21 protein-coding genes are annotated in these 25,447 nt (G+C 41.3%); 11 read left to right on the top strand and 10 right to left on the bottom strand.

Translation table 11 applies throughout. The features are described from left to right. Nucleotides 1–143: 143 nt before the first annotated feature. From ACZ5L8_RS13055 to ACZ5L8_RS13045, 3 genes are all read right to left on the bottom strand, one after another. Nucleotides 144–5,693, bottom strand: coding sequence for an alpha-2-macroglobulin family protein (locus ACZ5L8_RS13055; RefSeq protein ID WP_464438109.1), 5,550 nt, complete (start codon nt 5,691–5,693; stop codon nt 144–146). A gap of 78 nt (nt 5,694–5,771) precedes the next feature. Then, nucleotides 5,772–6,074: an antibiotic biosynthesis monooxygenase family protein gene (locus ACZ5L8_RS13050; protein WP_464438108.1), complete on the bottom strand. Its 303-nt coding sequence runs from the start codon at nt 6,072–6,074 to the stop codon at nt 5,772–5,774. After that, nucleotides 6,067–7,140, bottom strand: a complete 1,074-nt coding sequence (locus ACZ5L8_RS13045) for an isoaspartyl peptidase/L-asparaginase family protein (protein WP_464438107.1) — start codon at nt 7,138–7,140, stop codon at nt 6,067–6,069. The genes ACZ5L8_RS13050 and ACZ5L8_RS13045 overlap by 8 nt, the downstream gene beginning before the upstream one ends. Nucleotides 7,141–7,522: 382 nt before the next feature. Between ACZ5L8_RS13045 and ACZ5L8_RS13040 the strand changes: the two genes are divergently transcribed. The 6 genes from ACZ5L8_RS13040 to ACZ5L8_RS13015 all read left to right on the top strand — a co-directional run bounded on the left by ACZ5L8_RS13040 (nt 7,523) and on the right by ACZ5L8_RS13015 (nt 13,886). After that, nucleotides 7,523–8,026 carry a CAP domain-containing protein gene (locus tag ACZ5L8_RS13040; RefSeq protein ID WP_464438106.1) on the top strand — a complete coding sequence of 168 codons (504 nt, stop codon included), beginning with the start codon at nt 7,523–7,525 and terminating at the stop codon, nt 8,024–8,026. Nucleotides 8,027–8,206: 180 nt separating this feature from the next. After that, nucleotides 8,207–8,740: a 3-hydroxyanthranilate 3,4-dioxygenase gene (locus tag ACZ5L8_RS13035; RefSeq protein ID WP_462600210.1), complete on the top strand. Its 534-nt coding sequence runs from the start codon at nt 8,207–8,209 to the stop codon at nt 8,738–8,740. Between the two features lie 111 nt (nt 8,741–8,851). After that, nucleotides 8,852–10,402 carry an L-piperidine-6-carboxylate dehydrogenase gene (gene amaB, locus ACZ5L8_RS13030; protein ID WP_464438104.1) on the top strand — a complete coding sequence of 517 codons (1,551 nt, stop codon included), beginning with the start codon at nt 8,852–8,854 and terminating at the stop codon, nt 10,400–10,402. Between the two features lie 330 nt (nt 10,403–10,732). Beyond that, the gene (locus tag ACZ5L8_RS13025) at nt 10,733–11,773 is read left to right on the top strand and encodes an SAM-dependent methyltransferase (protein WP_464438102.1); all 1,041 of its coding nucleotides are present in this window, start codon (nt 10,733–10,735) and stop codon (nt 11,771–11,773) included. Next, on the top strand, nt 11,770–12,474 hold the full coding sequence (locus ACZ5L8_RS13020) for a hypothetical protein (RefSeq protein WP_464438100.1): 705 nt from the start codon (nt 11,770–11,772) through the stop codon (nt 12,472–12,474). Before ACZ5L8_RS13025 ends, ACZ5L8_RS13020 begins: the two co-directional genes overlap by 4 nt. Nucleotides 12,475–12,677: 203 nt before the next feature. After that, nucleotides 12,678–13,886 carry a hypothetical protein gene (locus tag ACZ5L8_RS13015; protein WP_464438099.1) on the top strand — a complete coding sequence of 403 codons (1,209 nt, stop codon included), beginning with the start codon at nt 12,678–12,680 and terminating at the stop codon, nt 13,884–13,886. Nucleotides 13,887–13,989: 103 nt separating this feature from the next. On the opposite strand, the gene ACZ5L8_RS13010 is transcribed toward ACZ5L8_RS13015, so the two are convergent. The 7 genes from ACZ5L8_RS13010 to ACZ5L8_RS12980 all read right to left on the bottom strand — a co-directional run bounded on the left by ACZ5L8_RS13010 (nt 13,990) and on the right by ACZ5L8_RS12980 (nt 19,541). Continuing rightward, on the bottom strand, nt 13,990–15,081 hold the full coding sequence (locus ACZ5L8_RS13010; protein WP_464438097.1) for a TFIIB-type zinc ribbon-containing protein: 1,092 nt from the start codon (nt 15,079–15,081) through the stop codon (nt 13,990–13,992). Between the two features lie 46 nt (nt 15,082–15,127). After that, on the bottom strand, nt 15,128–16,267 hold the full coding sequence (locus tag ACZ5L8_RS13005) for an SPFH domain-containing protein (RefSeq protein WP_464438096.1): 1,140 nt from the start codon (nt 16,265–16,267) through the stop codon (nt 15,128–15,130). A 75-nt stretch (nt 16,268–16,342) separates the two neighbouring features. Further along, complete coding sequence (locus tag ACZ5L8_RS13000; RefSeq protein WP_464438094.1) at nt 16,343–16,468, bottom strand: hypothetical protein; 126 nt, start codon at nt 16,466–16,468, stop codon at nt 16,343–16,345. Next, the gene (locus tag ACZ5L8_RS12995; RefSeq protein WP_464438092.1) at nt 16,455–17,183 is read right to left on the bottom strand and encodes a metallophosphoesterase family protein; all 729 of its coding nucleotides are present in this window, start codon (nt 17,181–17,183) and stop codon (nt 16,455–16,457) included. The genes ACZ5L8_RS13000 and ACZ5L8_RS12995 overlap by 14 nt, the downstream gene beginning before the upstream one ends. Then, on the bottom strand, nt 17,184–18,320 hold the full coding sequence (locus ACZ5L8_RS12990; protein WP_464438090.1) for a DUF5929 domain-containing protein: 1,137 nt from the start codon (nt 18,318–18,320) through the stop codon (nt 17,184–17,186). Between the two features lie 37 nt (nt 18,321–18,357). Continuing rightward, a complete protein-coding gene (locus ACZ5L8_RS12985) occupies nt 18,358–18,747 on the bottom strand; it encodes a four helix bundle protein (RefSeq protein WP_464438088.1) in 390 nt (129 codons plus the stop codon). Nucleotides 18,748–18,785: 38 nt separating this feature from the next. Then, nucleotides 18,786–19,541 (bottom strand): SDR family NAD(P)-dependent oxidoreductase, encoded by a 756-nt coding sequence (locus ACZ5L8_RS12980; RefSeq protein WP_464438087.1) that lies wholly within the window; start codon nt 19,539–19,541, stop codon nt 18,786–18,788. Between the two features lie 144 nt (nt 19,542–19,685). Between ACZ5L8_RS12980 and ACZ5L8_RS12975 the strand changes: the two genes are divergently transcribed. From ACZ5L8_RS12975 to ACZ5L8_RS12955, 5 genes are all read left to right on the top strand, one after another. After that, on the top strand, nt 19,686–20,510 hold the full coding sequence (locus tag ACZ5L8_RS12975; RefSeq protein WP_464438085.1) for a DUF4382 domain-containing protein: 825 nt from the start codon (nt 19,686–19,688) through the stop codon (nt 20,508–20,510). Between the two features lie 318 nt (nt 20,511–20,828). Then, nucleotides 20,829–21,833, top strand: coding sequence for an AAA family ATPase (locus tag ACZ5L8_RS12970; protein WP_464438084.1), 1,005 nt, complete (start codon nt 20,829–20,831; stop codon nt 21,831–21,833). A gap of 66 nt (nt 21,834–21,899) precedes the next feature. Further along, entirely contained in the window at nt 21,900–22,766 is an 867-nt protein-coding gene (locus ACZ5L8_RS12965; protein ID WP_464438083.1) for a DUF58 domain-containing protein, read from the top strand. Between the two features lie 9 nt (nt 22,767–22,775). Then, nucleotides 22,776–24,443 (top strand): BatD family protein, encoded by a 1,668-nt coding sequence (locus ACZ5L8_RS12960; RefSeq protein ID WP_464438082.1) that lies wholly within the window; start codon nt 22,776–22,778, stop codon nt 24,441–24,443. Next, the gene (locus ACZ5L8_RS12955) at nt 24,443–25,447 is read left to right on the top strand and encodes a vWA domain-containing protein (RefSeq protein ID WP_464438081.1); all 1,005 of its coding nucleotides are present in this window, start codon (nt 24,443–24,445) and stop codon (nt 25,445–25,447) included. Before ACZ5L8_RS12960 ends, ACZ5L8_RS12955 begins: the two co-directional genes overlap by 1 nt.

Here is a 25,447-nt window from a genome sequence, read left to right as displayed (position 1 = left end):
TTACTCGTCACGACCGTAGCCGTGGGATCTTTAAAAAGTGTAGATGGCAGACAAAAAATCCAGATCACAAAGGTTAAAAACGCCAGTGTGAACGAGATTTTTTGCTTTCGCGAAAGCGAAATAGACCTACCTAAAATCTTCACTTATTCTACCACTTTGATCCATCTGCCTTTGTTGCGAGCAAAATAGTTGTCGTCATACATCGCCTCAGCTTGTGAACCCGGTAAATAGTAAGTTCCCAAGTAAGAAGCGTTGAGTTTTACAGTGAATGTAACTGATTTTTTTGCATCAAGATCAAAGAAGAAATTGGCTCTGTCATCTCTAATATCAATATAATCTGCCTGGCCTGTGGTGGTCGTGTTGAGGTCTGTAAAACTTGTATTCACGATCTCCCAGCCGCTAGGGAATATTTGGCTTAAAGCCAAATTATCTATGTCGTTTGCCGTGGTGTTTGTCACGACAATTTTTGCAGTAAAGCTAGAGCCTTGACGCAATGTCGAAACATCCATCGCGTTATCGCCGCCATCTAAAAATTGCGTGGAAACCGTTAAAGATTTTTGAGAAGCCAACTCTTCGCCCACGGGTAATTTCCCTTTTTGAGTGAGGGTGACATACACTTTGTTATCCTTGCTGTTTTTTATAGCGATCGTTGCTGTTTCTTTGTCCACTTCCAGATCACGGATCGCTAAGGCTTGCGGAGTTTCGATCTTAACTTCTTTGCCGTTTATGGTGTAGCTCAATTGCATAGATTTGCCGCCATTTGCCTCAACCATCTTAGAAATTGAAAGTAATGCATACGACGTTTCTTGCGTGCTTAACCATTGCGTTGATGATAATCTCGTTGCTAAAGATTCTGCTACTGTAAGCATTTTGTCATCCTTCAAGATCACCATGGTTTCAAGCGCCATCGCTTGATTTCTAAATACAGAACCATAGGTGTAACGGTCGTTTTCTGAGCTGGTAAAGTCAATATTTGCATTTTGTGCCAGACTCGCCGCAACATCTTTTTTGCCAGCCAAAGCATAAGCCGCAGCCAGTCTCCATCTAGCCTGGTTGCTTAAATTGCTCGACTCACGAAGGCGGTTCATCGCTGCTAATTCTGGTTGGCCAGCAAGCGCTAACGTATACAATCTATATGCCTGCGTATGGCTCGTATTATAAGGTCGCGCATTGTTGCGCCACTGGCGAGCAGCATTCTTCTGATAACGCAGCCAATTGCTTAAAAATGTCAGTGGCAGCGAATATCCTTTTTGCTTTGCTTCAAGCATAAAATGTCCGGCGTAGGTTGTTCCCCATTCGTCTGGAGTGCTTTGTCCGGGCCAGTAACTCAAGCCACCGGCAGGAATTTGAAAATCACTCAAGCGTTGGATCGTTGCTTTTACGTTCTTTTCTATTTTTTGCTTTTCAGCGAAAGTGAGATCAACAATATCTCTTAAGAACAACTGCGGGAAGGCGCTAGAAGTAGTTTGCTCAACGCAACCGTAAGGATAATTCATCAAATATTCCAGTCTCGCAGAAAGATCCATTGGTGGAATAGTAGAGAACTCTAAAGTTGCCTCGTTTGTTCCTGCTACGCCAAAGGGTTCATAAACCATTTGTAAATCGCCATTTTCAGCAAGGGTTTTACTGGTTTTGTTTATCGAGATCGGATTTGGGTTTTCCACATCAACTTCTAGATCGTAAGAAGCAGATTCTCCATTGCCATTTGCCGTGATGGCGATGGTTTGAAATTCATCTGTTTCTTGAACTTCATATTTAAAATTCACGATCTGCTCACCCGGCCCATTAAAGCTTATCTGCTGACTAGTATTGCCCACAGGTTTTAAAGCTTTACTGGTTTTTACAGTGATTTTAGCCGACTTCACTTTGTCTTCCATAGCAAAAACAGTAACCGGTAAAGTCACGGTCTCGCCTGGCGATAGCTTTTGTGGAAGCGATGCTAATACCATTAATGGTGTTCTTACAGGCGTGGTTTCTTCGGTTTTGCCATAAGCGCCTTTTGAGTTATCACCTGCAATGACCATCGTACGCACAGAGCCCACATAATTAGGCATTGTAATAGTATGTGTTTGGCTTTCGCCGGAAGGCAACTCAAACGGACCTAAAAATTTAACGACAGGTTTAAAGCGATCTGCTTTTCTGTTTTTTGCGCCGGCAGCCACGTCACCACCACCTACGGCATAAATATTATCCACCTTGCCGCCATACGCACCGATGACATAATCAAAAACGTCATAGGTTTTAACGCCCAGCGCTTCTGGTGTGTAAAACGCGTTGTGAATATCTGGAGTCGCAAAGCGCGTGAGATCAAGTAAACCTTCGTCAACCACAGCCAGCGTGTAGGTCATGGGTTTATTATCTTTTTCAGAAACGGTGACGTTAAAATCTTTTTCTGGTTTGAGGACTTTTGGCATTTTTATTTCAGGATGAAGAACCGTCGCCGGGTTCTCTACCGCCAGCGGAATAACACCATATAATCGAATAGGCAGATCATTTTTTGTCTGCTCGTGTGGTTGCAATAGTGAGATGTTCACAAAGGCATTAGGCGCCATAATATCAGTGATCTTGATCTTTGCGCTGGTCTCACCTTTATGTGTATCGATCCATTGCATGTCTAGCACTTCTGTACCATTTTCTATACTAACTAAGGCTTTGCCATCGCTTCCAGAAGGGAAAGTAACAATGGCTTCGTCGCCCACTTTGTAACTTTCTTTGTCTGCAGAGAAAACCAGCATTTGAGCATTTTCTGCTCCGCTTTCGCCAGGCGTTTTCCACCAGTTGCGATAAAAATATGCTGTACGCCCAGTAGCGTGACCAGATTTTTTATCGATCACACGCACTAGATAACGGCCGCCATCATCATCAGGAATATTGATGTCAAAATTTGCTTTACCATCACCAGAAGTTGTTAAAGAAAATTCTTTATATGGCTTGTATACTGCGCTATTCTCATAGCGAGAAAGGTTGTCTCTGCTGCGATTCCACCACCAGCGCCACTCGATCTTAAATACTTTTACTTCAACCTCGCGATTGCCTGCAGGTTTACCTTGAGCATCAACAGTAACTACATCAAAATTTGTTTTTTCATCTGTGTAAAACGAGCCATAACGATGTGTTTCAGGAGAACGCAGACCTACAAAATGACTATACGGCGCTAGCTTTTTCGTGAAAACGTCCATACTAAAATCGCCTCCTCCTTCATAGACTTTCGTCAAAAAGACTGCTTCTAGCATTCCTGGTGCTTTGCTATTAATGTCTAGTTTTTGCGAGAACGGTAAACTTCCCTGCGCTGAAAGTTCTTTTTTGATAATAGGAACTGTAGAACCATAGAAAATGCGAACAGGATCTGTAAAATCATAGTTTTTGTAATCGTCAAAAGCCGAGTTTGCATTGCGCAGCGTTACTTCCATCTCAGCATCTAGATTGCGGGCTGGCGCGCCGTGTAACCAAGTACTGCTAATTGTTCCTGCAATGGGTTTTGAAGCATCAAGAATCTCATCTTTAAAATCAAGTTTGATCTTTAGACGATTAGGTTTTACGGTTGCGACGCGCAAGGTTTTTGTGAATTGCGCTCCGCCCAGGCTTACAGTTGCTCGCCATCCACCAGTGGGATCAGTGGCTTTTGTGGGAATTGGGAAGTAGAAAAAGTTGTTCTTAGCTTTTGAGCTATTATCATCCATGTTGATGATCTTTCTTTCTACAAGTTTGCCACGGGCGTCGTTTACTTCTAGTTTTAAAGGATGTCCTTCTGGTAGTGGATTTGCCTCATCATTCAATGCAAACGTCAAATGAATGGTGTCGCCTGGTCTGTGAACACCTCTTTCAGTATATAAAAAGCCTTTAAGTCCGCGTTGTAAATACTTCCCTGAAACGTCAAATTTGCTCATAGAAAGCGCATTGCCATCACCTAATTTAGCGTAAGCATAATCATTTCTCTTTTCTGCGACAGCAAAGGCGATTTTGTTTTTACTGTCATAATACGCAATACCATCAGCATCTGTAGTTGTGGTTTGTATAAGCTGCTGCTGATAATTGTAAAGGTGAACTTTAGTAAAAGGTTCTGGCTTTGCTGTAAGTAGATTTGTGGTCGCAAACGAGTAACTTTTATTGTCTCCTTCTTTAACTATAAGTCCAAGATCTGACGCAAGAATATTTGTGGTAACTACACGATCTTCATTAAAAAAAGCATCATGACAAGGATTGTTGCGCTGTTGCCAATTGTATGTGTAGTCGCGCCATTCGTACAACTCATTGTCCCAATATTGCTCTTCTAGTGCATCTTCTTCTAGCGCGGTAAGATCACTTTCATCAGCATATAAAAGTTCATTATCCTGCGCCGACTCTAGTGCTTCATCATCGCAAGCGTAGGTGCTGTAGCCTTTTTTAAAGCTCAATTCTACACGGTAGATCGCGCCTTTTTCAGCATTAAAGATCTCCGAAAGATCCAGCGCATGTGCACGCCATGCACTATTATCTGTAATACCATCTTTTTTAAGCGGGATCGTTTTTTTTGCGATGCGTCGTCCTACCTCACGGATGTAGTAATTATTTGTTGTGTTAAGGTCGTTGTCTTGTAAAAACTGCAAAACATTATCTTCAAAGATCTGGATGACGCGCACATCTACAGCGTTGAGATTTACAGTTTCAAAATAAAGCGGAGTATTCTTAGCATTAGGCAAGATCACACCTTTAGAGATCATTCTTACCTCTGGTTTTAATTGATCAAAAGACAGCGTCTCGCTAAAAGTCTTTTTTAGGCTGTAGCCAAAATCACTCTTCAACCCTTGAAAAACACTGATCAGTTTATCGCCCATAACTCGCGAAGAAGGATAAACCCTTAGCACGTTTCCTTCGGGTTCAAAGCGTAAGTCAGTTTGTCCTTCAATAGTTACAAGACCATTAAAATCTTGATCTTCTTTAATAGGATCAGAAAAATTGATCGTGAGCACAGATTGTGGCTCAATGCGGGTTGTAACATCCACGATGGCAAAAGTGTTCTTCCCGGGTATATTAAGTTCACGTTCTCCTTTATTTTCGGCATTAATGGCTTCGCCGTCCCATTGTACTGTGATTTTAGAATCTTCAACCTTGCGTGCAATACTGTCAATAGTAAAGGTGAAATATTTAGCCGTTTCCTCAGTTTCTGGCCATACTATAGATAGTTCTTTTCCCTCTTGTTCTGTTTTCAGGAGTTTTTTGGCTGCAGCCAAATCAATAAAATCTGCAGTCTCGATGCTTCCCTCGATGTATTGCCACTCTTTGCTGTACGACTGTAAATTGCTAAGGTTTACTTTGAAATTTGGCGTTATGGTTTTAAAACCAAAGGTGTATGTTCTGTAATCCTTAGGTAGATTTTCATAAAACCTGTGAAGCATCAAAGTTACTGTGTACTCAGTATCTGGCTCCAGATTCTCACTGGGCTGAAAGGTTAGCGTTCTACCGTTTTCGATAATAAGTTTTCCCTCAGTTTTTGGGCTGATCTTAATGAAGTTTTCTGGCAATTCTTGCGTTAGTTCGTATTGCTCTGCAGTTTTTGCAAGACCTATTTTAATGGGCGTAGTAACAGACTTCGTACCGTATGTGTTATAGCTTAGGTAATCTTTGTATTTAAAAAGATTATCTGTTTCTTTCTTTTTTGAGCAGGACGATACAGCCAGCGCGATGACCAGTAAAAGGAGTAGTGTTTTCTTCATTATCTTAATTAAAACGGAGTGGGAGGGTTAGAACTTTAACGCAGTTTAAGTTACAATTCTTGTGTTGATTTCTAAAGATTAAATTTCGCCAAATTCATACTCACGTTCTACATGGCAAATCCTTATTTTATAATACTTGTACCATTCAGATCTTCCTTTGATCTGCGCAAATTGATGCTCTGCATTTTCCTTCCAGTTTTTGATGCTTTGTAGATCCTTCCAATAAGAAATAGTGATACCTACTTCTTCGCGGGCATGTTCTAGATCAAGAAAGCCCGGCTGCTGCCGGGCAAGTTCTTCCATTCTTTTGGCCATTGAGCCATAACCAGAAATATCTTCTTTTTGAATACTGGTGAAGATCACCGCATAATAACTACTCATTGTCCTTATATATTCCCAAAGTTAAATTGCCATCTGCGTCCATGTGTGCGCGATACATTCCTGCGGTGTTAAACTCCATTGAGACGTTACCATCGTGGTCAAGGCTTACCACGCCGCCGGTTCCGCCCATTTTGGTCAATTTTTCTTGTATTACATTTTGTGTGGCTTCCGCCAAAGTCTTACCTGCATATTCCATTTGTGCAGAGATGTCGTAGGCTACTTGGCCTCTTATAAAATACTCGCCCCATCCCGTTGAAGAAACTCCGCAAGTTGCATTGTTTGCATACGTTCCAGAACCTATAATTGGTGAATCACCTATTCTGTTCCATCTTTTGTTTGTCATACCACCGGTAGAAGTTCCTGCGGCAATGTTTCCGTTTTTATCTAGTGCTACACAACCTACGGTTCCAAACTTTTGATCTTTAATAAAAGGATCTACAAAAGCGGTGCTCGCATCGTGATCTAATTCGGTTTTTTCTTGTTCAAGGATACGTTGTAAAGATTGGTATCTTCTCTCTGTGTAGAAATAAGAAGGATCAACGATCTCTAAACCATGATCTGCGGCAAACTCTTCTGCGCCTTTACCACTTAGAAGTACGTGTTCGCTATTTACCATTACTTCATACGCCAGATCAATAGGATTTTTAACTGTAGTAACGCCGGCAACAGCTCCGGCATTAAGATTAGATCCGTCCATTATAGAAGCGTCTAGTTCATTTTTGCCTTCATGAGTAAATACAGCTCCTTTAGCAGAGTTGAATAGCTCTGAATTTTCCATGACATTTATGGTCTTTCTCACGGCTTCAAGGCTAGTTCCGCCATTTTTAAGGATCTCGTGTCCGGTTTCAATGGCTTCAGTAAGTATGGTTTTGTATGCTTGTTCTAGAGAATCTGTCATGTTCTCTTTTAAAATGGTTCCTGCTCCTCCGTGAAGTACTATTCCAAAGGTAGGTTCATCTGTTTTTGCGCTTTCTTTTGTTGCAGTTTCTGCTTGTTTATCAGACTGCTTTTCGGCGCAAGCCAAACATAATAAAATGAGTAATAGCGTAGTAAGGGTTTTTTTCATGATCGTGTGTTGGTTTTGAATATATGAAAGTACTAAATGTTCTTAAAAGTCCACTTGTGCTCAATTAAGATTATATAATGGAGTTATGTGCTAAACTTCTGGTTCTTAATTATATAAAATGTAATATTTCAAAAGATATTATTTGTAGGAATAACGATTAATTACCAATTAAAATCGACGAAATGCATAAATTGATTTAGTAGGGTGTTTTTAAACTGCAAAAAATATGTTAATAAACATCGATGAAATGCACTAAAACACGCTATAAGTGTTAAATTTTACTGTGTAATCGATGAAATGCACAAATTTTACGCTGAAGTGCTTGTGAGAATAAATTATTCTCTTCATATTTGCCCTGTACATAACTCATAAACCCCAAATTATGAAACTGATTATAACCAAGGCTTTCGTAGCCATAGCTTTCCTTTGCCTTTTTGCAAGCTGCTCACAAGACGAGCTAGAGGTAACTCCCACTGAAAAAGAAAACGTTGAAATTTCTGCTGATCTAGTTGTAGAAAATGGATTCGCACAAGAAGTCCTTGCAGAGATCAATAACTACAGATCTTCTATAGGTCTTAAATCACTAGCGATGAACACTGACCCTAAAGTTCAAGCGCTAAACCACACAAAATACATGGCTTCTAAAAACAAAATAAGCCATGACAATTTCTTCGAGCGTTCTGATTATCTTAAAGCTAAAGGTGCTATCACTGTTAGCGAGAATGTAGCCTTTGGTTACTACACTGCAGAAGACGTTGTTAAAGCTTGGCTTAACAGCCCAAGTCACAAAAAAGCTATTGAAGGAGACTTTACCCATACAGGTCTTTCAGTAGTTGAGAATGAAAGAGGAGTTCCATACTTTACACAGATCTTTATTAAGAAATAATTACTCAAAATATTCTGTAATATCTCATAACCAGTTTACCAACTTATAACAAAGATCTCAGTTTTTTACAATTGAGGTTATGAGAGTTACACTTAAACAGCAGGCGGGGGCCTGCTGTTTTATTTTTAGGACTTTTTTTGGCGAAAGCTATATTGTAACTTTACTATAAACAAGAAAACTATGGCGATTGCAAAACCTTTTAACCTTAATAAATGGCTTGATGAAAACCGCGACAAGCTAAAACCACCCGTTGGTAACAAGAACTTATATAAGGACGCAGATGATTATATCGTGATGGTCGTTGCTGGTCCCAATGCTCGCAAGGATTATCACTACAATGAGACCGAAGAACTTTTTTATCAGCTAGAGGGCGAGATCGAAGTTCATGTGCAGGATGAAGGTGAGAAAAAAACCATGAAACTAGGTCCTGGTGACATGTACTTGCATCCGGCGAAGGTGCCGCATTCACCAGTAAGAAAGGAAAATTCAATAGGTCTTGTGGTTGAGCGCAAGCGTGCAGACCTAGGTGCAAAAGATGGCCTGCTGTGGTTTTGCGACAATTGTAACCATAAATTATATGAAGTGTACTTCCCGCTTGAGGATATAGAGCAGGATTTCTTGAAGCACTTTAAGCACTTTTATGGTAGCGAAGAACTAAGAACGTGTGACAACTGCGGCACCGTGATGGAAGCCGATGAGCGTTTTGTGGGTTAAACCCAAATGCAAAATAATATTGATAATACTAAAGCCGAAGCATGTAAAAAGCATCGGCTTTTTTTATATTCGTGAGCAAACGATACATTTTTTACTAATACTTCAAAAATTATGGCTGCATCTACTGCCTTTAATATACAAGAAGTGCTTACCGCACTTGAGATAGATCCTTTAAATCATGGTACTTCTACCGGGAGCAAAACCTATGGAGCTGGCGATGAGCTGGCTTCTAATTCGCCGGTAGATGGTAAGGGTATTGCAAAAGTTACGCACACCACCGCCCAAGAATACGAGACCGTGGTACAAACTGCTGCCGAAGCTTTTAAGACTTGGCGCCTTATGCCCGCGCCACAACGCGGCGAGATCGTACGCCAGTTTAACGAAGAACTGCGCAGATTAAAGGAACCTCTGGGCAAGCTTGTATCCTATGAGATGGGTAAAAGCTACCAAGAAGGTCTGGGCGAGGTGCAGGAGATGATAGACATTTGTGACTTTGCCGTGGGACTTTCACGCCAGTTGCACGGACTTACCATGCACAGTGAGCGCCCGGGGCATCGTATGTATGAGCAATACCATCCGCTGGGGATCGTGGGGATCATCTCTGCCTTTAACTTCCCGGTTGCGGTGTGGAGCTGGAACACTGCCCTAGCATGGGTATGTGGCGACGTGTGCATCTGGAAACCTTCTGAGAAAACACCGCTTACCGGTATCGCATGCCAAAAAATAGCCGCCCGTGTCTTTGCACAAAACAACCTGCCAGAGGGCATCAGTTGTTTAGTAAATGGTGATTTTCGCGTAGGCGAAATGATGACAAAAGACGAGCGAGTGCCGCTTGTTTCTGCCACGGGATCTACGCGTATGGGTAAGGAGGTTGCAAAAACTGTTGCCGGTCGTCTGGGCAAAACATTGCTAGAACTGGGTGGTAACAACGCCATCATCGTGACGCCAGATGCTGATATTAAAATGACGGTGATAGGAGCGGTCTTTGGTGCGGTGGGCACCTGCGGGCAGCGTTGTACCTCTACCCGCCGCCTCATCGTGCATGAAAGTATGTATGACAAGGTGAAGGATGCCGTGGTTGATGCTTATAAGCAGCTGCGCATAGGCAATCCGCTGGATGAGAACAACCACGTGGGGCCGCTAATTGATACTGATGCAGTAAAAATGTACAGTGATGCATTGCAAAAGGTACAGCAAGAAGGCGGTAACATCATCGTGCCTGGCGGAGTGCTAGAGGGCGAGGGTTACGAGAGCGGTTGCTATGTGAAGCCCGCGATCGCAGAGGCAAAAAACGAATATGACATCGTGCAGCACGAGACCTTTGCGCCCATACTGTATCTTATTAAGTACAGCGGCGATGTAGATGATGCGCTGGCGTTGCAAAACGGAGTGCGACAGGGGCTCTCTAGCGCCATCATGACAAACAATCTGCGTGAGGCAGAGCGCTTCTTAAGTGTGGCGGGCAGCGATTGCGGCATCGCTAACGTTAATATAGGTACTAGCGGTGCAGAGATCGGGGGTGCCTTTGGCGGCGAAAAGGAAACCGGCGGTGGCCGCGAAAGCGGTAGCGATGCCTGGAAGATCTACATGCGTCGCCAGACCAACACGATAAACTACACTACAGAGCTTCCGCTGGCACAGGGGATTAAATTTGACTTATAATTTTTTGGCTTAAAGCCAAAGAAAAACACATTGCATAGGTATGTCCACATCACGGCATGCCTATGTTGTTTTAGGGAGTTGGGCAACTCTATGTAGAATGTTGCGCAAGACTTCACAGAGAGTTGCGCAACTCTTTTTAATTTAATGCATATGATTTTTTAAAATGATGCGGTAGAACTTTCAGAGTGATAGGGATGTTTTGATGATTGAATAGTAATATGTGGGCTATTTATAAACATTCAATGGTTTGGGGTATAGGTAATTAGTGTGTAGATGAGTATTTTTGGCTTTAAGCCAAATAGCTATAAACCAAAATATTACTACCCACTGATGAATGATCTTACCCGTATTAAGGAACAATTGCAAAGCATTGCGGCGGTGCTTCGCAAGCCAGAAACTGATTACTATGAGCTGAAAAATGCATTGACAGTCTATGAAGAGATCGTGCTGAGATTGGCAGGTGTAGACTATGCGCAGGAGGATAATCGCACTGATATACATTGTGAGAATGGCAAGGCGCTGGGTACGACCTGGGCGGCGATGTGCATACAGGATTTAGTACGTACTAAGGTTTTTGTAAAAGGGTTGTTTGAGGCGGTTGAAGATGTGCGGCGTAAGAAGCCGGGTGCTGTGCATGTGCTGTATGCGGGCACGGGGCCTTTTGCTACTTTGGCACTGCCGCTTATGGCTACGCTTGCGCCACAACAGGTAAAATTTACGCTGCTAGAGATCAACAAGCAGAGCTTTGACTGTGCAAAACGAGTGGTAGAAACACTGGGGTATGGCGATCATGTGGTGCAAATGCTGTGTGCAGATGCCACTACTGTTGCTTTGCCTGATGCGCATTCTTATGATATTTTGCTAAGTGAGACCATGCAGCATGCGTTAAAGAAGGAGCAACAAGTGCCTATTGTGTTGCATCTTTTGGGGCAATTGCGGGAGGACGCTATTTTGATTCCGCAGTGTATACAGTTGGACGCTGCCTTATTAGATATAAAAGATGCAACTATAGATTTGCCTTCTTTTAGTGAAGAAAATTGCAAACGGTTGGGTTCGTTTTTTCAATTGAACCGCGAAAATTTGCCTGCTCTTGCGCAGCATACGCTGCATAATGGCGCAATACATTATGATAAGCACACGTACAAAATACCAGCAGATGCGCTGAAAGAATTTAATACCGTGGCGGTACTTACCGAGATACAGGTATATAAAGAAAACAGGATACACCTCAACGCCAGCGGACTCACCATACCGTATATATTGACCATGGCTACCGCAAGTGATGATGATGCCGTATTGGATATAAATTACATGGTATCTGAAGAGCCAGGAATAGTTTTTGAGCTTAAAAAACAAACCATAGCCTTATGAAATATTATGTTCTCTTTCTATTCTCTCTACTTATCTTATCATGCAAAGATGGGGGTAAGAATGTTGACACTTCCGCGAAAAATACACAGCCAGAACCTATTACTGATGAAGCGCCCGCTCAGAGATCTGGCGACACTTTGCTTAATGATGATCGTTATTTGATACTTAGTAAAAAGGATGGTGAGGTGCTTGTGCTTTCAGCATCAGCTGCAGAAGATCATATAGAGCTAGAGATTTTAGCCATGTATGGTGATGAGGTAGTTTTGGGTAGCGGGTTGACTTATGAAGACGTGACGGTGTATCGCAAGTACACCCCTGCTAAAAAATTTGAAGACTTCCCAGCAGCGCTGTATACAGGGCCGCTTGCCGAGCCAGACTTTAGCAGTAATGCGTTTGCAAGACAGTTTAAAACCCGCATAACCGAAGGTTGTGAGGCGGGTATTAATTATGCAGGTCAATATACTTTAGTGACATGGGGATGCGGTTCGCCCTGCCAGGTCGGGGTGGTTGTAGATCGTAAAACCGGTAAGATATACGAGGGGCATCAAACTTCATTAGGCTCAGAATTTAAAAAAGATAGTAAGCTTATAATTCGCAATATTGGCGCGCTTGACAAAGACACCGGCCTTATTGAGCCATGTTCGTACTGTGAAGTAACGCAAGCCGTGTGGACTGGAGAAGGCTTTGAGGAGGTGGAGTAAATGGAGTGTAATTTTTCCTTCTATCCCGCAAACAGATAAAACAATACAAAGAATAGGATCACGGCCAGTACTGCAAAGTATTTCTTTTAAAGAAGATAGTGAGCAAATATTTAGTTCTACGGCAGTAACACAATAGGAAATACGGCAATTGCCGTATGGTCATAATTATAATGTAATAAGACATTTACTTAAAAATTATGATCATGAAGAAACTGGTGTATTTAGTCGTTGCGTTTTTAATGTTTAGTTGTTCAAGTGATGATCCTATGAGTGACCTACCAGATGAGGAGCAGGTGCGCGGTGAGAACAATGGCAACCCTAATGGTTTAAAAGAAGTAGACCGCACCGCAGATGTGTGGACGGTGGTAAAAGACAGCAGAATAGGCCCTATTGCAGATACACACCACTCAAGAGTGTGGCAAGCCGGTTTGCTAGATGGGCAGAGAATACACCGTGTAGGCATTAGCACAGGGTATCAATACACAGAAGACTTGATGTTCTTTAATGATAATACGTGGTCTAAATTTATACCTACACACGGATATATTTATGGGATGGATGCTTCTGCAGGCGTGTTTGGTGCGGGGGTACGAGGTAAACGCTTGTCTACAGGATTACCAGAGAAGATGTTTGCCAGAGAATATAATAGCGCTACAAAGAAGTTTGACGAGTATGAACAAGAGGGATTAGGCAAGACTTGGTCTGATATTGAAGTGCTTTATGCGCAAGGCGCATGGCATGCACTTGTTCATGATATGGAAACGCATGATATATTTGATTATGTATGGGATACAAACACCAAGCTATGGACTGAAAAAGCACAGCTTACTCCCACTACCAGATTGATTCCTGATTTTGCTGCAATTGTGGGGCAAAACGGCGAGATCATCATTACAGGTAAAGAGAATACTAATGAAACAGCATACAATCAGGTAGCATATCTTTATAAAGGAGGTGAGTTTACCGAGTTTTATAGAGAAGATAATTTCTTGCCAGGCCGGGCAGACAATCGCCCTTGGCATATGGTCTGGGTAAATAATGAGTATTACGTTGTAAGTGCAGGAGGTATAACAAATGTTGCAACGGGGGAAAGCTTTGGCGGTAATGTTATGGCTCATACAGTTACAAATGGCAAACTAGTTGTTCTTTATGGTACTTTAGGTGCGCTAGATACTACCACGATCACCGGAGTTTCAGTATTTGATTTTGCATCAAAGGAGCATATTGTCTTAGGTGTAGAAAATGATGGTAGTCATTTAGACAGCCGGGTAGGAGAACCACAAGACCCACGCGGTTGGTCTTTTTATATAGAGGGCAATGAATTACATATGATAGCAAATACCAATCAAGGAGTGGGTGGTGCAACAGGAAGAATCGTCACAGATGCCTATCATTACAAGATTTCGCTTTAAGCGAAAAGGACTCTTATAAAAGAACCCACTTCAATGGTTTTATGAAGTGGGTTCTTTATTATTAATACTGTGCCAGAATGAGCTGTGATCTTAGCGTTTAGTTCTATCCCGCAAACAGATAAAACAGTACAAAGAATAGGATCACGGCCAGCACCGCAAAGAATATCTTCCAGAAAGAATACGGCCGCTTCCCAGAAAGGTGACCGTTCTCACCATTGACAAAAAAGCTATAATCTTTGCCTTTATAGCGATAACTGCTTATATAAACCGGCAGTAGGATGTGCTTAAAGGTCTCATTTTCTAGCTGCATATTGAGACTACTTACGCGTTGCTCGTCACCACCTATGTCGCGTCTCGCCCATACATGAGCGATGTTGCGCATCTCTTCCTGAGATTCTAGGTGTCCGTTGTTAAGCGGTATGGTATATTTCTCTGTCACAAAGCCAGAAAGAAAACTACTCTGAAAGGGTTGCAGCTTAGAGAGATTCCATTGAGCGATGCCCTGCGGTATCTTCCCTGTGTGCTGTTTTGAGGCATTGATAAGTGTATCATCTACAAAGCCGCTTACGCTTCCGCTGGCGGGCGTCCATCGTGTACGGCGTTCTTGCCTTGTGCGGGTGTTACCCTTGCTGTCGCGGTAGGTTTGATTTACATAATAATAGTCGCCACGTTGACCACGGTATTGCGCATAAAGATTAGCATCAAACGTCCAGTATGGTAAATACAGTCCTTTAGTAGATTGCGGTTTTAAGGTTGCTTTCTTAAGGTCATTAGGCGCCCACCAGAGTTTACTTACCCATTTTTTGAAGATCTGTAAGGCTTCTTTTTGCGTAAGCTGAAAGGGTAATACCGCGCCGGGTAATATCCATTCTTCTGTGGTGGCGTCTTCTTTAATAAGCGGTTCGCCGCAATACACACAGTTTAGCGACTTGTAGTTTTCTTCCACATGCTGATTGGCACCGCAATTCTTACAGTGAAGAATACTTATCTCTTCGCTATTAGCCTGCGCGCCCTTCTCTTGCAAAAACTGGCGTAAAGGCAACTCCTTAATAGGGTCTACCTCAAGACTTATCTTCTCCTCGTGCCCGCAATACTCGCAGGTTACAGAAGTAGTGCCGGGTTTGTACTTGAGTTCTGCACCACAATTAGCGCATGCCTTTTTAATTTCAGATTTATGAATGGTAGATTCCTGCAAGATGTGGACTTTGCTTTATACTTCCGTGAAAACGTTTACCGCCAGATTACTGTGGTGGTAGTGGCGGTGGCGTGTTACCTCCTAAGAAGGATTTAAGCTCCTCAACCTCAGAGAGCGGTTTCCACTCGGCCATGCCTTGTTTCCACACCAGTGAATTGCGGTTAATGGTGCGCGAAGCAAAAAGTGATTGCATCTGCTCAAAGCTAGCCGGCCCTTGCTGTGCGCCGTTCACGGCATAAAAATATTGTACTGCGGCAGGCATAGGTGGTGGCGTGGCATCTGCCGGCTGTTGTGGCTGTGCTGCGCGGGTAACCTGTTGCGGTTGCGCCATTGCTGCGCCCATTTGCTGCGCCATGGCAAAGCCCATACCCATACCCATTCCTGCGCCAGCGGTACCACCTTCGCTATTTGCAGCGGCCTCGATAGCTTTTGCAGTCTTGAATTTGGTCAATTTATCCAGGTCAAGTTTGTCAAGACGGCTGTATTCAAAGATCTCTTTCTTAAGTTCTTCGGGCATGGAGACGTTCTCGATAAAGAAACGCTCAAGCGAGATACCCACACCTTGAAACTCTGGCTGCATCACTTCCTTGCAGGTGTCAGAAAGTTCGGTGGTGTTTGCCGCGTATAATTCTATAGGAAGATTTGCCTCGCCCACAGTATCAGTAAAGCGGGTTGCGATAAGGCTTTTAAGATGTTCGTTGATCTCAAAGTTTGTAAACGTGCCATCAGTTCCTACAATGTCTTTGATGAATTTTCCGGCGTCGCTTACGCGAAAAGCATACGTACCAAATGCACGGATCTCAACAAGACCAAAACGGTCGTCGCTAAGCGTGATAGGATTTTTTGTTCCCCATTTCTCATCTGTAAAAAGGCGGGTGTTCACAAAATAAACCTCAGCCTTAAACGGACTGTCAAAACCGTACTTCCATCCCTTAAGTGTAGATAGAATAGGAAGGTTTTGCGTACTTAATGTATACGTTCCTGGTCCAAAAACGTCAGCCAACTGGCCTTCGTTGATAAAAACAGCCGTTTGCCCCTCGCGAACGATGAGCTTTGCGTTGTTCTTTATTTCGTTCTGGTAACGTTCAAAACGGTGGACAATGGTATCATCTGTGTAGTCCAGCCACTCGATGATATCAATAAATTCATGACTTAATTTCTCTTTGATCTTATCAAATATTCCCATGTTTTGAAGTTTAGATTACGTTTATATGTAGCAGCTTAATCGGTTTTGTTTCAATAACAACGAAAAAAAATTAAACTAACTAGGATAAATTTCGGGTACTTTATTGTCTTGTACAACACTTAATTCATAGATTTTTTCTTTTGGCGAAAGCCAAAAAAAGCGATGACTAGCACCGCTTGATATTTTTTTAATTTCTGCCATTTTCATCTGGGTAGAGTTCATTTACAGGATCGCTTTGCCAGTATTCTTTAGTATCAACGTCAATAATAGACAACGGATTTTTATAAGCGGCGCCGGTGTCAACATTCCATACGTTCATCATTTGCGTGGGTACAGATCGCCCTATGCGCGTGAGTGGTGTATGACCAATATACATTTCATCAAAAATGGTTAAACGCTTTGGGTAAAGTGGATCATCAGGACTTAGATTTTTATCGGTGGCACAAGCAAGTTCCCACAGCGTTCTATCCCAATAATACGTGATCTCATGGTATTCATGCTCGGGACCTTTAATGTTTTGAAATCCCGCATGCGCGAAAAATTTATTGCTAGGTAAGATGATGTAATTATCTAATGATTCAAAAAAGCGTTTGTGGATCTCTATATGCGCTTTAGAATATCCTTCATAAGATTGTACTGTTGCTTTACCACCATGAAAAAGCCAACTTTCATTGTGTTTTCTTTCTGTGAGCCATTGGTAAGCAAGATCATCGTGATTACCGCGAAGCAATGTGATGTTATGAGTACTTTTTAGTTCGATAAGAAAGTCGATCACCTGGGCGCTTTCACTCCAGCCGTCTACATAATCTCCTAAAAATATGATATGATCTTCGGGTGTTACTTTGGCTTTAGCCAAAACCTGTTTTAATGCTTTTAGAGCTCCATGAATATCGCCTACTGCGAGTGTTCTACCCATTTAATTGTATTTAACTTTTCTAAGGATTCGCATGTTGTCTTTAAACGAATCATAAAATTTTTGACCTAAACTTTTTAAGTATGGTTTGCTTTCTTCAAGCTTGTTTATTGCTTGCTCAAAACCGTTGAGATAGCAAATAAGATAGGTGGAAGATAGATTATCTAGATCTTGCCATTCACCTTTGTTCAGCGTTTTTTTCGCCTTGAGCTTTTTTAAGATCGTATTGTTGTTGTTATAAATATGATGCAGCAACTTCTTATCAAATTGTGGCGGCTCAAAAACAAGTTTACTGTCAATTTTATAATTGCCATTGTCATGAAAATTGATCTGCAGTTCTTCTAGCGGATAGTATTTGTAATTGCCCTGCAAGCCCAGATGAACATATTCAAGAATCTTGAAATGATCATCGTTATACTCAATGCTCACTTCGTCTAAAGCTGAGTAAAATAGACGCACTTGCTCGTTGATCAATTCAATATCTACCCTGCTGTAATACATGCTTTCTTTGACGCGTTTTGGGATTCCTGCCCAGCAAACCACAAATTGTTCTTTAAAGACTTTATAAGAGGTAAAAAGATCATTGTGGCGATGGTTAATAAAATCGATCACACCATCTAGAGTGAGTTCGATATTATTGCGGGCATGTTTTTCAATCTGAGCAACGGTCTCGCTATTTACATCCTCGATCTCAATATCAAAAACCTTAGACATTGAGATACTTCCATCTCTAAAAAATACGCTGCCACCCCAGTATTTCCAGATGTTTTTGCGCAGCGAGGTAAGTTTACCTGTAGGTCTTATGGTTACTAAACCCACTACCATATCTGGCGACAGATGCGGAAACGGGATATTCTCATAAGATATTAACGGCGGATTATTGAGATATGCGTTGACTAAATTCTGTATCCTGCTGTCATCAAAAAACGGGACTCCGATGATCTCATTGGTATCATCTTGCACGCCAACTACAATAAAACTATTGTTCTTAGGATTGCTGTTTGAAAGGGCACAAATGTGCTTTAGAAATTTTGCTTTGCCTTCTTTATTACTTATATCGATCTTAAGTTTCTTATCGTAAAAACTGTTCTCGTCATTATGTGCGAGTAAGTTTTTGATAAGAAGCCGTTTGTTGATCAAAGCTTATTTCTATTAGTATTGTTATTATTAAGAGGTTCTAATCAAATTTATAACCTTTCTTCTCGGACTTCTTTAAGTAAGTGATAAATTTTCCTATTTGATCTATTAACTCTTGAGTTTTAAAGTAAAGCTTATCAAATTCATCTTGAGAAATATATTCTCTATCTAAACATCTCATTAATTGAGACTGTGTTTCGCAGCAAGAACCTTTTGCGATACCTAAGAAATTGATAAATTCTCTATTGCCTCCTCGTCCAAAACCTTCTGCAATATTATCCATTACAGAACCTGAAGAGCGGTTAATTTGCTTTCTTAGTTCAAAGTCGGTTTTAAGGCGTGTATTATTAATAATTGACCATATTTCTTTTGAGATGCTTCTTGATAGAATAAAAATATCAAGTTCCTGAAAATTATTATAGTGAGCCATTGAGATAAGAATAACAATAGCAATAAAAATAATAATATTTATTCTTTGTTAACCACCGTTGAACTTGCTTGATCAGTACACATAACCACTAGGTCTGCGATGTTCACGTGATAAGGGCGTGTTACCACAAAATGAATGATGTCTGCAATATCCTCCGCTTTAAGCGGTGTAAAACCTTGGTAAACCTTATCGGCTTTTTCTTTATCGCCTTTAAAACGCACTTCGCTGAACTCTGTTTCTACCATTCCTGGGTGTATTGCACCCACTCTAATGTTGGTCCCATTTAAGTCAATGCGCATTCCTTGATTTATTGCATCAACGGCATGCTTGCTGGCGCAGTACACATTTCCTTTTGGGTAAACTTCTTTTGCTGCTGTTGAGCCTATGTTTATAATATGACCTGCGTTGCGCTCTTTCATTTGTGGCAAGATCGCTTTTGTAACATAGAGCAATCCTTTTACGTTGATATCAAGCATAGCATCAAAGTCATCTAAAGTCGCATCTTGAAAAGTATCCAACCCATGCGCATTACCAGCATTGTTGATAAGGATATCTATCTGCGAGAAATCTTCCGGTAGAGATGCTATTGCAGTGTTTACTTCCTGTTTGTTTCTCACGTCAAAGTTTAACGTGTGCACTTCAGTTAATGAAGCTAATTCATCTTTCAAAGCATCTAATCTTTCTTGGCGTCTACCACAAAGTATCAAACGGATTTTATGCTTTGCAAAATATTTGGCTGTAGCCATACCTATACCACTACTTGCTCCAGTAATGAGTGCTGTTTTTCTTTTCATAGTTAAATATATTAAGGGGTTTTAACGATTTGCTAAGTTAAAAACTCACAAGCTTAGTTAAGCTTAGTTAACGAATTTGTTTGTAAGAGAAGTTGGGTGCCATATTTGCCAAACCAAATTATTAATGAACTAATTTATACTACGATGAAAAAACTATTTGTAATGTTTGTTGCAGGAGCGATGGGACTAGGTCTTACAAGCTGTAGCGATGATAACGATAATAACAATTCTACTCAGGGAACTTCTAGAATGTCTGTAAAGCTTGTAGATGCTCCTGGAGACTATGATGAGGTTAATATTGATGTTGAGGATGTTGTGATTAAATATGAAACGGCTGTTGATCTAGATGGTGAAGTTGAATATGAAGAAAACGAGATCGCAATAGGGGATGTAAACGCAGGTGTTTACAATATGCTAGAACTAACAGGTGGTGAGTTCGTACTACTTACTGATGATGAAGTGCCAGCAGGGAGAATTAGCCAAATAAGATTGATCTTAGGTTCTGATAACACAGTAGTTGTTGACGGTCAAACGTATCCTCTTGATACACCAAGCGCACAGCAATCTGGTCTTAAGCTTAACGTAAATCAAAATCTTGAAGCTAACACAGCTTATGCTTTTACACTGGATTTTGATGTAGATGCATCAGTTGTTGCAAAAGGTAACGGTGGTTATTCACTTAAACCAGTAATAAGAACGTATGCAGATGAAGTTAGTGGTCAGATCACTGGTACACTTTTAGGAATTCGTCAAGCGACTGTAACAGCTGTTAACTCGGCTGGTCAAGAGTTTACGTCTTATACAAACGAAATGGGTAACTTCATGATAGGTGGTCTTCCAGATGGAACTTATGACGTGATGATCAATGCTGAGATCGCTGTAGGAATCAATACAACACTAAATATTGATGATGTAGTTGTAGCTGATGGAGAAGTAACTAGCTTAGGAGAAATTACAGTAGAAGAGTAATTCAATCCATAAAAAATTAATTATTAAAAGGGTAGCCGTAAGGTTACCCTTTTTTTCTTTGGCTTAAAGCCAAAAAATACATAATTGATCAATTTTTTTTGCTTCATCTTGCAACATTGTAAATCGAGGTTCGTCTTTGAGCTGGAAGCTCAGTCTTTGAGTGGTGCAACACCCCGAAATAAACTTGAATATTAGCCGTTGGTTTGCTAATTTCCGCATTCTTAATTTTCAAAGGAAGATAAGTAACCACGGGACGGGAAGATTGCCCAGAGATTAAGATACAAGACACATTAAAAAACTTTTTTAAGAAATAATACTATGGAAGGAACACAATCTAGTGTGGATATAGGTGCCATAAATGAAAAAATACAACAGGAGAGTGCTTTTGTAAAGATCCTCACCATGGAGATGAACAAGGTGATCGTGGGTCAAAAGCACATGGTAGAACGATTGCTTATAGGGCTTTTAGGACGTGGTCATATTCTTCTAGAAGGTGTGCCAGGACTTGCAAAAACACTTGCGATCAATACACTTTCTAAAGCAGTTCATGGATCTTTCAGTCGTGTACAGTTTACACCAGACTTACTTCCTGCTGATGTTGTGGGTACTTTGATCTACAACATGAAAGACAATGACTTTAGCATAAAGAAAGGACCTATTTTTGCAAACTTCGTTTTAGCAGATGAGATCAACCGTGCGCCTGCAAAAGTGCAGAGTGCTTTGCTAGAGGCGATGCAAGAGCGTCAGGTTACCATAGGTGATGAAACTTTTAAGCTTGAAGAGCCATTTCTTGTAATGGCAACACAAAACCCGGTAGAGCAAGAAGGTACGTATCCACTTCCAGAAGCGCAGGTAGACCGTTTTATGCTTAAAACGGTAATAGATTATCCAAAGCAGGCAGAAGAGCAAATGATCATTAGAGCAAACCTTAAAGGTTCTTTTGAGAAAGTGAATCCGGTAGTTACTATTGAGCAGATCTTAAGAGCTCAATCTGCAGTGCGTGAGGTGTACATGGATGAGAAGATCGAGAAATATATTCTTGACATCATTTTTGCAACTCGTTATCCAGAGAATTACAAACTAGAGAATCTTAAACCGTTGATCAGTTTTGGTGCTTCTCCTCGTGGTAGTATAAACCTTGCACTTGCGTCAAAATGTTTTGCGTTCATTAAAGGGCGTGGATATGTAATTCCAGAAGATGTGCGTGCCGTTGTGCATGACGTATTGCGTCACCGTATCGGGATCACGTATGAAGCAGAAGCCGAAAATATCACTACAGAAGAGATCATCAATAAGATCGTTAACGAGATCGAGGTGCCGTAGACATGCATTCAGAAACAAGTTGTCGGGTAATCGACAATCGCAAACTGCAAACTGTTAACTGAAAAGATGGATACAAAAGAGCTTTTAAAAAAAGTACGTAAGATAGAGATCAAGACACGTCGTTTGTCTGATCATATTTTTGGGGGAGAATATCATTCTACCTTTAAGGGGCGTGGTATGACCTTTAGTGAGGTGCGTCAATATCAGTTTGGTGATGATGTAAGAAATATTGATTGGAATGTGACCGCGCGCTACAACGAACCATACATTAAGGTTTTTGAAGAAGAGCGCGAACTTACCATGATGTTAGTTGCAGATGTGTCAGGGTCAGAGTTCTTTGGTACAGATGAGCAATTTAAATCTGAGATCGTTACAGAGATCGCTGCTACTCTTTCTTTCTCTGCGATGCAAAACAATGATAAGATCGGGTTGATCTTGTTTAGCGATCAGATAGAGCTTTTCATTCCGCCGAAAAAAGGTAAATCTCACGTGTTACGCATAATTCGCGAGTTGCTAGAATTTGAGCCAAAAAGCAAGAAAACAGACATCTCGCAAGCGATTAAATTTCTCTCAAACGTGATGAAGAAAAAAGCCATTGTTTTTGTGCTTTCAGACTTTATCGCAGATGATTATAAAGACACCCTTAAGATCGCCGCAAATAAGCATGACATCACAGGCATACGAGTTTACGACCGCCGTGAGGAAGAAATACCCAGTCTGGGCGTAGTGCAAATGCAAGATGAAGAAACGGGCGAGTTACTGTTAGTAAACACCGGTTCTAAGAAGGTGAGGAATAATTATGCTAAGTTCTACAAAGAGAAAGTAGATTATTTTAACGAGAGCTTTCAGCGCAGTGGCGCCGGTGTTATAAGCGTGCGCACAGATGAGAGCTATGTAAAAAAATTGTTGGGTTACTTTAAAAGAAGGGGCTAGAAAAAGAAAATGAATAAACACAACAGCTACATAAAAAACTTCAGGAAGCAGGTGTTTCCGGTGGTGGCTATGCTTTTTATTTTTTTGGCTACAGCCAAAAGAACACAAGCGCAACAAGTAGCCGCATCCATAGATTCTACCAGCATTAAGATAGGTGAGCAGATCAATTATACGATAGAGGTTGAAGCAGACACCACAGATCTTGTGATGTTTCCAGAGGGTCAAACCTTCTCGCCACTTGAGGTGATCGAGTCCTATGGCGTAGATACTTCTTTCGCTGCAGCGAAATATAAACTCATAAAAAAATACGGGCTAACGCAATTTGACAGTGGGTCGTACACCATCCCAAGGCAGCGCATTATCATCAATGAAAAACCATTCATGACAGATAGTATGCGTGTTGAGGTGGCTAATGTGCAAATAGACACCACAAAGCAAAAACTCTATGATATCAAGAATATCATTGAAGTAGAGAAAGCATCTGGAGCATGGGTAGAGTATTTGCTTTGGATCTTAGGAATACTTCTAGTGATCGGTCTTTTCTTATTCTTGATCATTCGTCGTAGCAAGAAAAAAGCTGAAGCTGAGCGCAAGTTGCCACCATTTGAGCAAGCGATCACTTCGCTTCACATGCTTGATGAAGAATACAAAACTCCGGGAGCAAACGATGATCCTGTAGTTACAAAAACATACTATTCTAAGTTGACAGACATTGTGCGCCGCTACCTTGTAGAAGAACATGTGTATGACCGCTCAATGGAGAGTACATCTGCAGAGTTGATAGAGCGTTTACATGAAGAGCGTGCAGAAGGTAAAATAGAGTTGAGTCGAGAGACGATTAATAAACTAGAAGAAGTCTTACGTCGTGCCGACTTAACAAAATTCGCTAGAACCTTACCGCGCGAAGGTCAAGCACAAGCAGACCGTCTAGCCATGGAGCAGGTGGTAAAAGAAACTAAAGAATCTTTACCAGAACCTACAGAAGAAGAACTGTTGCTAGATGAAGAATATCGCAAAGCTAAAGAGGCAAAACGCAAGCGTAAACTAATAATCACCGGTATTGTAGGTACAATGGGAATTTTAGTGATCGCGCTGGGAGTGCTTATCGCTATTAAAGGCTTTGATTATGTAAAAGATAATTTAATAGGACATCCATCTAAAGAATTGCTAGAAGGAGACTGGGTTCGCAGTGAATATGGTGTGCCGCCAATGATCATTTCTACGCCTAAGGTTCTTAATCGTGTAGATTTGCCATTGCCAGCGCAAATGCAGGGTAAAGCAGAGATGACATCATTTATGTACGGCAGTATGTATGGGAAGTTTTATATCATGCAATCTACCACGCGCTATGGCGGTGATCAAGAGGTTGACCCGCAGGTTGTGGTAAATGGTAGCATATCAATGATGGAAGCTCAAGGCGCAAAAAACATGCTTGTGAAGAGTGAGAAATTCACAACGCCTAACGGTGCTGAAGGAGTTAAAACTTTTGGTTCTGCAGAGTTCCCAGATGAGCTTGATAAAGAAAAGTACGAAGAAGGCGAGTACACGATATTAACCTTCACCGCAAAAGGCGTTCTGCAACAATTAGTGATCATGCACAAAGAGGGTGATCAATATGCGCAGCAAATCGCAGACAGAATTATAACTAGTGTTGAACTTCAAAATAAAAAGAACTAATGTTTGACAATTTTGAATTCATGCATCCACAGTTTTTCTGGTTATTACTGGTGTTGCCGGTTGCGGCGGCATGGTATTTCTGGAAACGCAATAAAATTACTCCAGAGGTAAAACTTTCAAGTTTAAAGGGATTTAAAACGGGTTCTGGCTTGTTAGCCAAAATGCGTCCGCTACTTTTTGTGATACGTCTTTTGGCTCTAGCCTTATTAATAACAGCTCTTGCAAGACCGCGCACAGTAGATGAATCTACACGAACAAAAACCACAAGAGGTATTGATATCGTGATCTCAATTGACGTTTCGGCGAGTATGCTTGCGCGAGATTTGAGGCCTAATCGCCTAGAAGCGCTTAAAGAAGTTGCATCTCAATTTATTTTAGAACGTCCTAATGATCGTATAGGTCTGGTAGAATATGCTGGCGAAAGTTACACTCGCACGCCTATTACCAGTGACAAAAGTATTGTGCTAAGTTCGCTAGAAGATATTAAGTACAACAGTATTATAGAAGGCGGTACAGCGATCGGGATGGGACTTGCAACTTCTGTGAATCGTTTAAAAGATAGTAAGGCAAAAAGCAAAGTGATCATCTTGATGACAGATGGTGTTAACAATGCTGGTTTTATTGATCCGGTGACGGCGAGTGAACTTGCGGTAGAATTTGGCATCAAAGTGTACACTATTGGTCTGGGAACAAACGGGACTGCGCTTTCGCCTATTGCTTTGCGCCCTGATGGTGGTTTTCAATATGGAAACATCAAAGTGGAGATCGATGAAAAACTACTAGAAGAGATCGCAGAAAAAACCGGCGGACTCTACTTTAGAGCGACAGACAATCAAAGTCTGGAAGAGATCTACGACGAGATCAATAAATTAGAAAAAACTGACGTTGAAGAATTTAAGTATACTAATCATGAAGAAAAATTCAGACCTTTTGTAATTCTCGCCGGTCTGTTATTGCTTTTTGAATTGTTATTGAGATATACTGTATTTAGATCATTTGTATAG

The organism is Leeuwenhoekiella obamensis (assembly GCF_055391795.1).
The sequence above is the reverse complement of the archived record's forward strand: the minus strand, read 5'-3'. Positions and strand labels throughout refer to the sequence as shown.

Excerpts from the sequence above, each read along its gene's own strand:
- ACZ5L8_RS13055 (WP_464438109.1), bottom strand. The coding sequence starts at position 5,693 with ATGAAGAAAACACTACTCCTTTTACTGGTCATCGCGCTGGCTGTATCG.
- ACZ5L8_RS13005 (WP_464438096.1), bottom strand. The coding sequence starts at position 16,267 with ATGGGAATATTTGATAAGATCAAAGAGAAATTAAGTCATGAATTTATT.
- ACZ5L8_RS12955 (WP_464438081.1), top strand. The coding sequence starts at position 24,443 with ATGTTTGACAATTTTGAATTCATGCATCCACAGTTTTTCTGGTTATTA.
- ACZ5L8_RS13045 (WP_464438107.1), bottom strand. The coding sequence starts at position 7,140 with ATGAAAAAAACCCTTACTACGCTATTACTCATTTTATTATGTTTGGCT.
- ACZ5L8_RS12970 (WP_464438084.1), top strand. The coding sequence starts at position 20,829 with ATGGAAGGAACACAATCTAGTGTGGATATAGGTGCCATAAATGAAAAA.
- ACZ5L8_RS13020 (WP_464438100.1), top strand. The coding sequence starts at position 11,770 with ATGAAATATTATGTTCTCTTTCTATTCTCTCTACTTATCTTATCATGC.
- amaB (WP_464438104.1), top strand. The coding sequence starts at position 8,852 with ATGGCTGCATCTACTGCCTTTAATATACAAGAAGTGCTTACCGCACTT.
- ACZ5L8_RS12995 (WP_464438092.1), bottom strand. The coding sequence starts at position 17,183 with ATGGGTAGAACACTCGCAGTAGGCGATATTCATGGAGCTCTAAAAGCA.
- ACZ5L8_RS12975 (WP_464438085.1), top strand. The coding sequence starts at position 19,686 with ATGAAAAAACTATTTGTAATGTTTGTTGCAGGAGCGATGGGACTAGGT.
- ACZ5L8_RS13050 (WP_464438108.1), bottom strand. The coding sequence starts at position 6,074 with ATGAGTAGTTATTATGCGGTGATCTTCACCAGTATTCAAAAAGAAGAT.
- ACZ5L8_RS12980 (WP_464438087.1), bottom strand. The coding sequence starts at position 19,541 with ATGAAAAGAAAAACAGCACTCATTACTGGAGCAAGTAGTGGTATAGGT.
- ACZ5L8_RS13000 (WP_464438094.1), bottom strand. The coding sequence starts at position 16,468 with ATGGCAGAAATTAAAAAAATATCAAGCGGTGCTAGTCATCGCTTTTTT.
- ACZ5L8_RS13035 (WP_462600210.1), top strand. The coding sequence starts at position 8,207 with ATGGCGATTGCAAAACCTTTTAACCTTAATAAATGGCTTGATGAAAAC.
- ACZ5L8_RS13015 (WP_464438099.1), top strand. The coding sequence starts at position 12,678 with ATGAAGAAACTGGTGTATTTAGTCGTTGCGTTTTTAATGTTTAGTTGT.
- ACZ5L8_RS12985 (WP_464438088.1), bottom strand. The coding sequence starts at position 18,747 with ATGGCTCACTATAATAATTTTCAGGAACTTGATATTTTTATTCTATCA.
- ACZ5L8_RS13025 (WP_464438102.1), top strand. The coding sequence starts at position 10,733 with ATGAATGATCTTACCCGTATTAAGGAACAATTGCAAAGCATTGCGGCG.
- ACZ5L8_RS12965 (WP_464438083.1), top strand. The coding sequence starts at position 21,900 with ATGGATACAAAAGAGCTTTTAAAAAAAGTACGTAAGATAGAGATCAAG.
- ACZ5L8_RS13040 (WP_464438106.1), top strand. The coding sequence starts at position 7,523 with ATGAAACTGATTATAACCAAGGCTTTCGTAGCCATAGCTTTCCTTTGC.
- ACZ5L8_RS12960 (WP_464438082.1), top strand. The coding sequence starts at position 22,776 with ATGAATAAACACAACAGCTACATAAAAAACTTCAGGAAGCAGGTGTTT.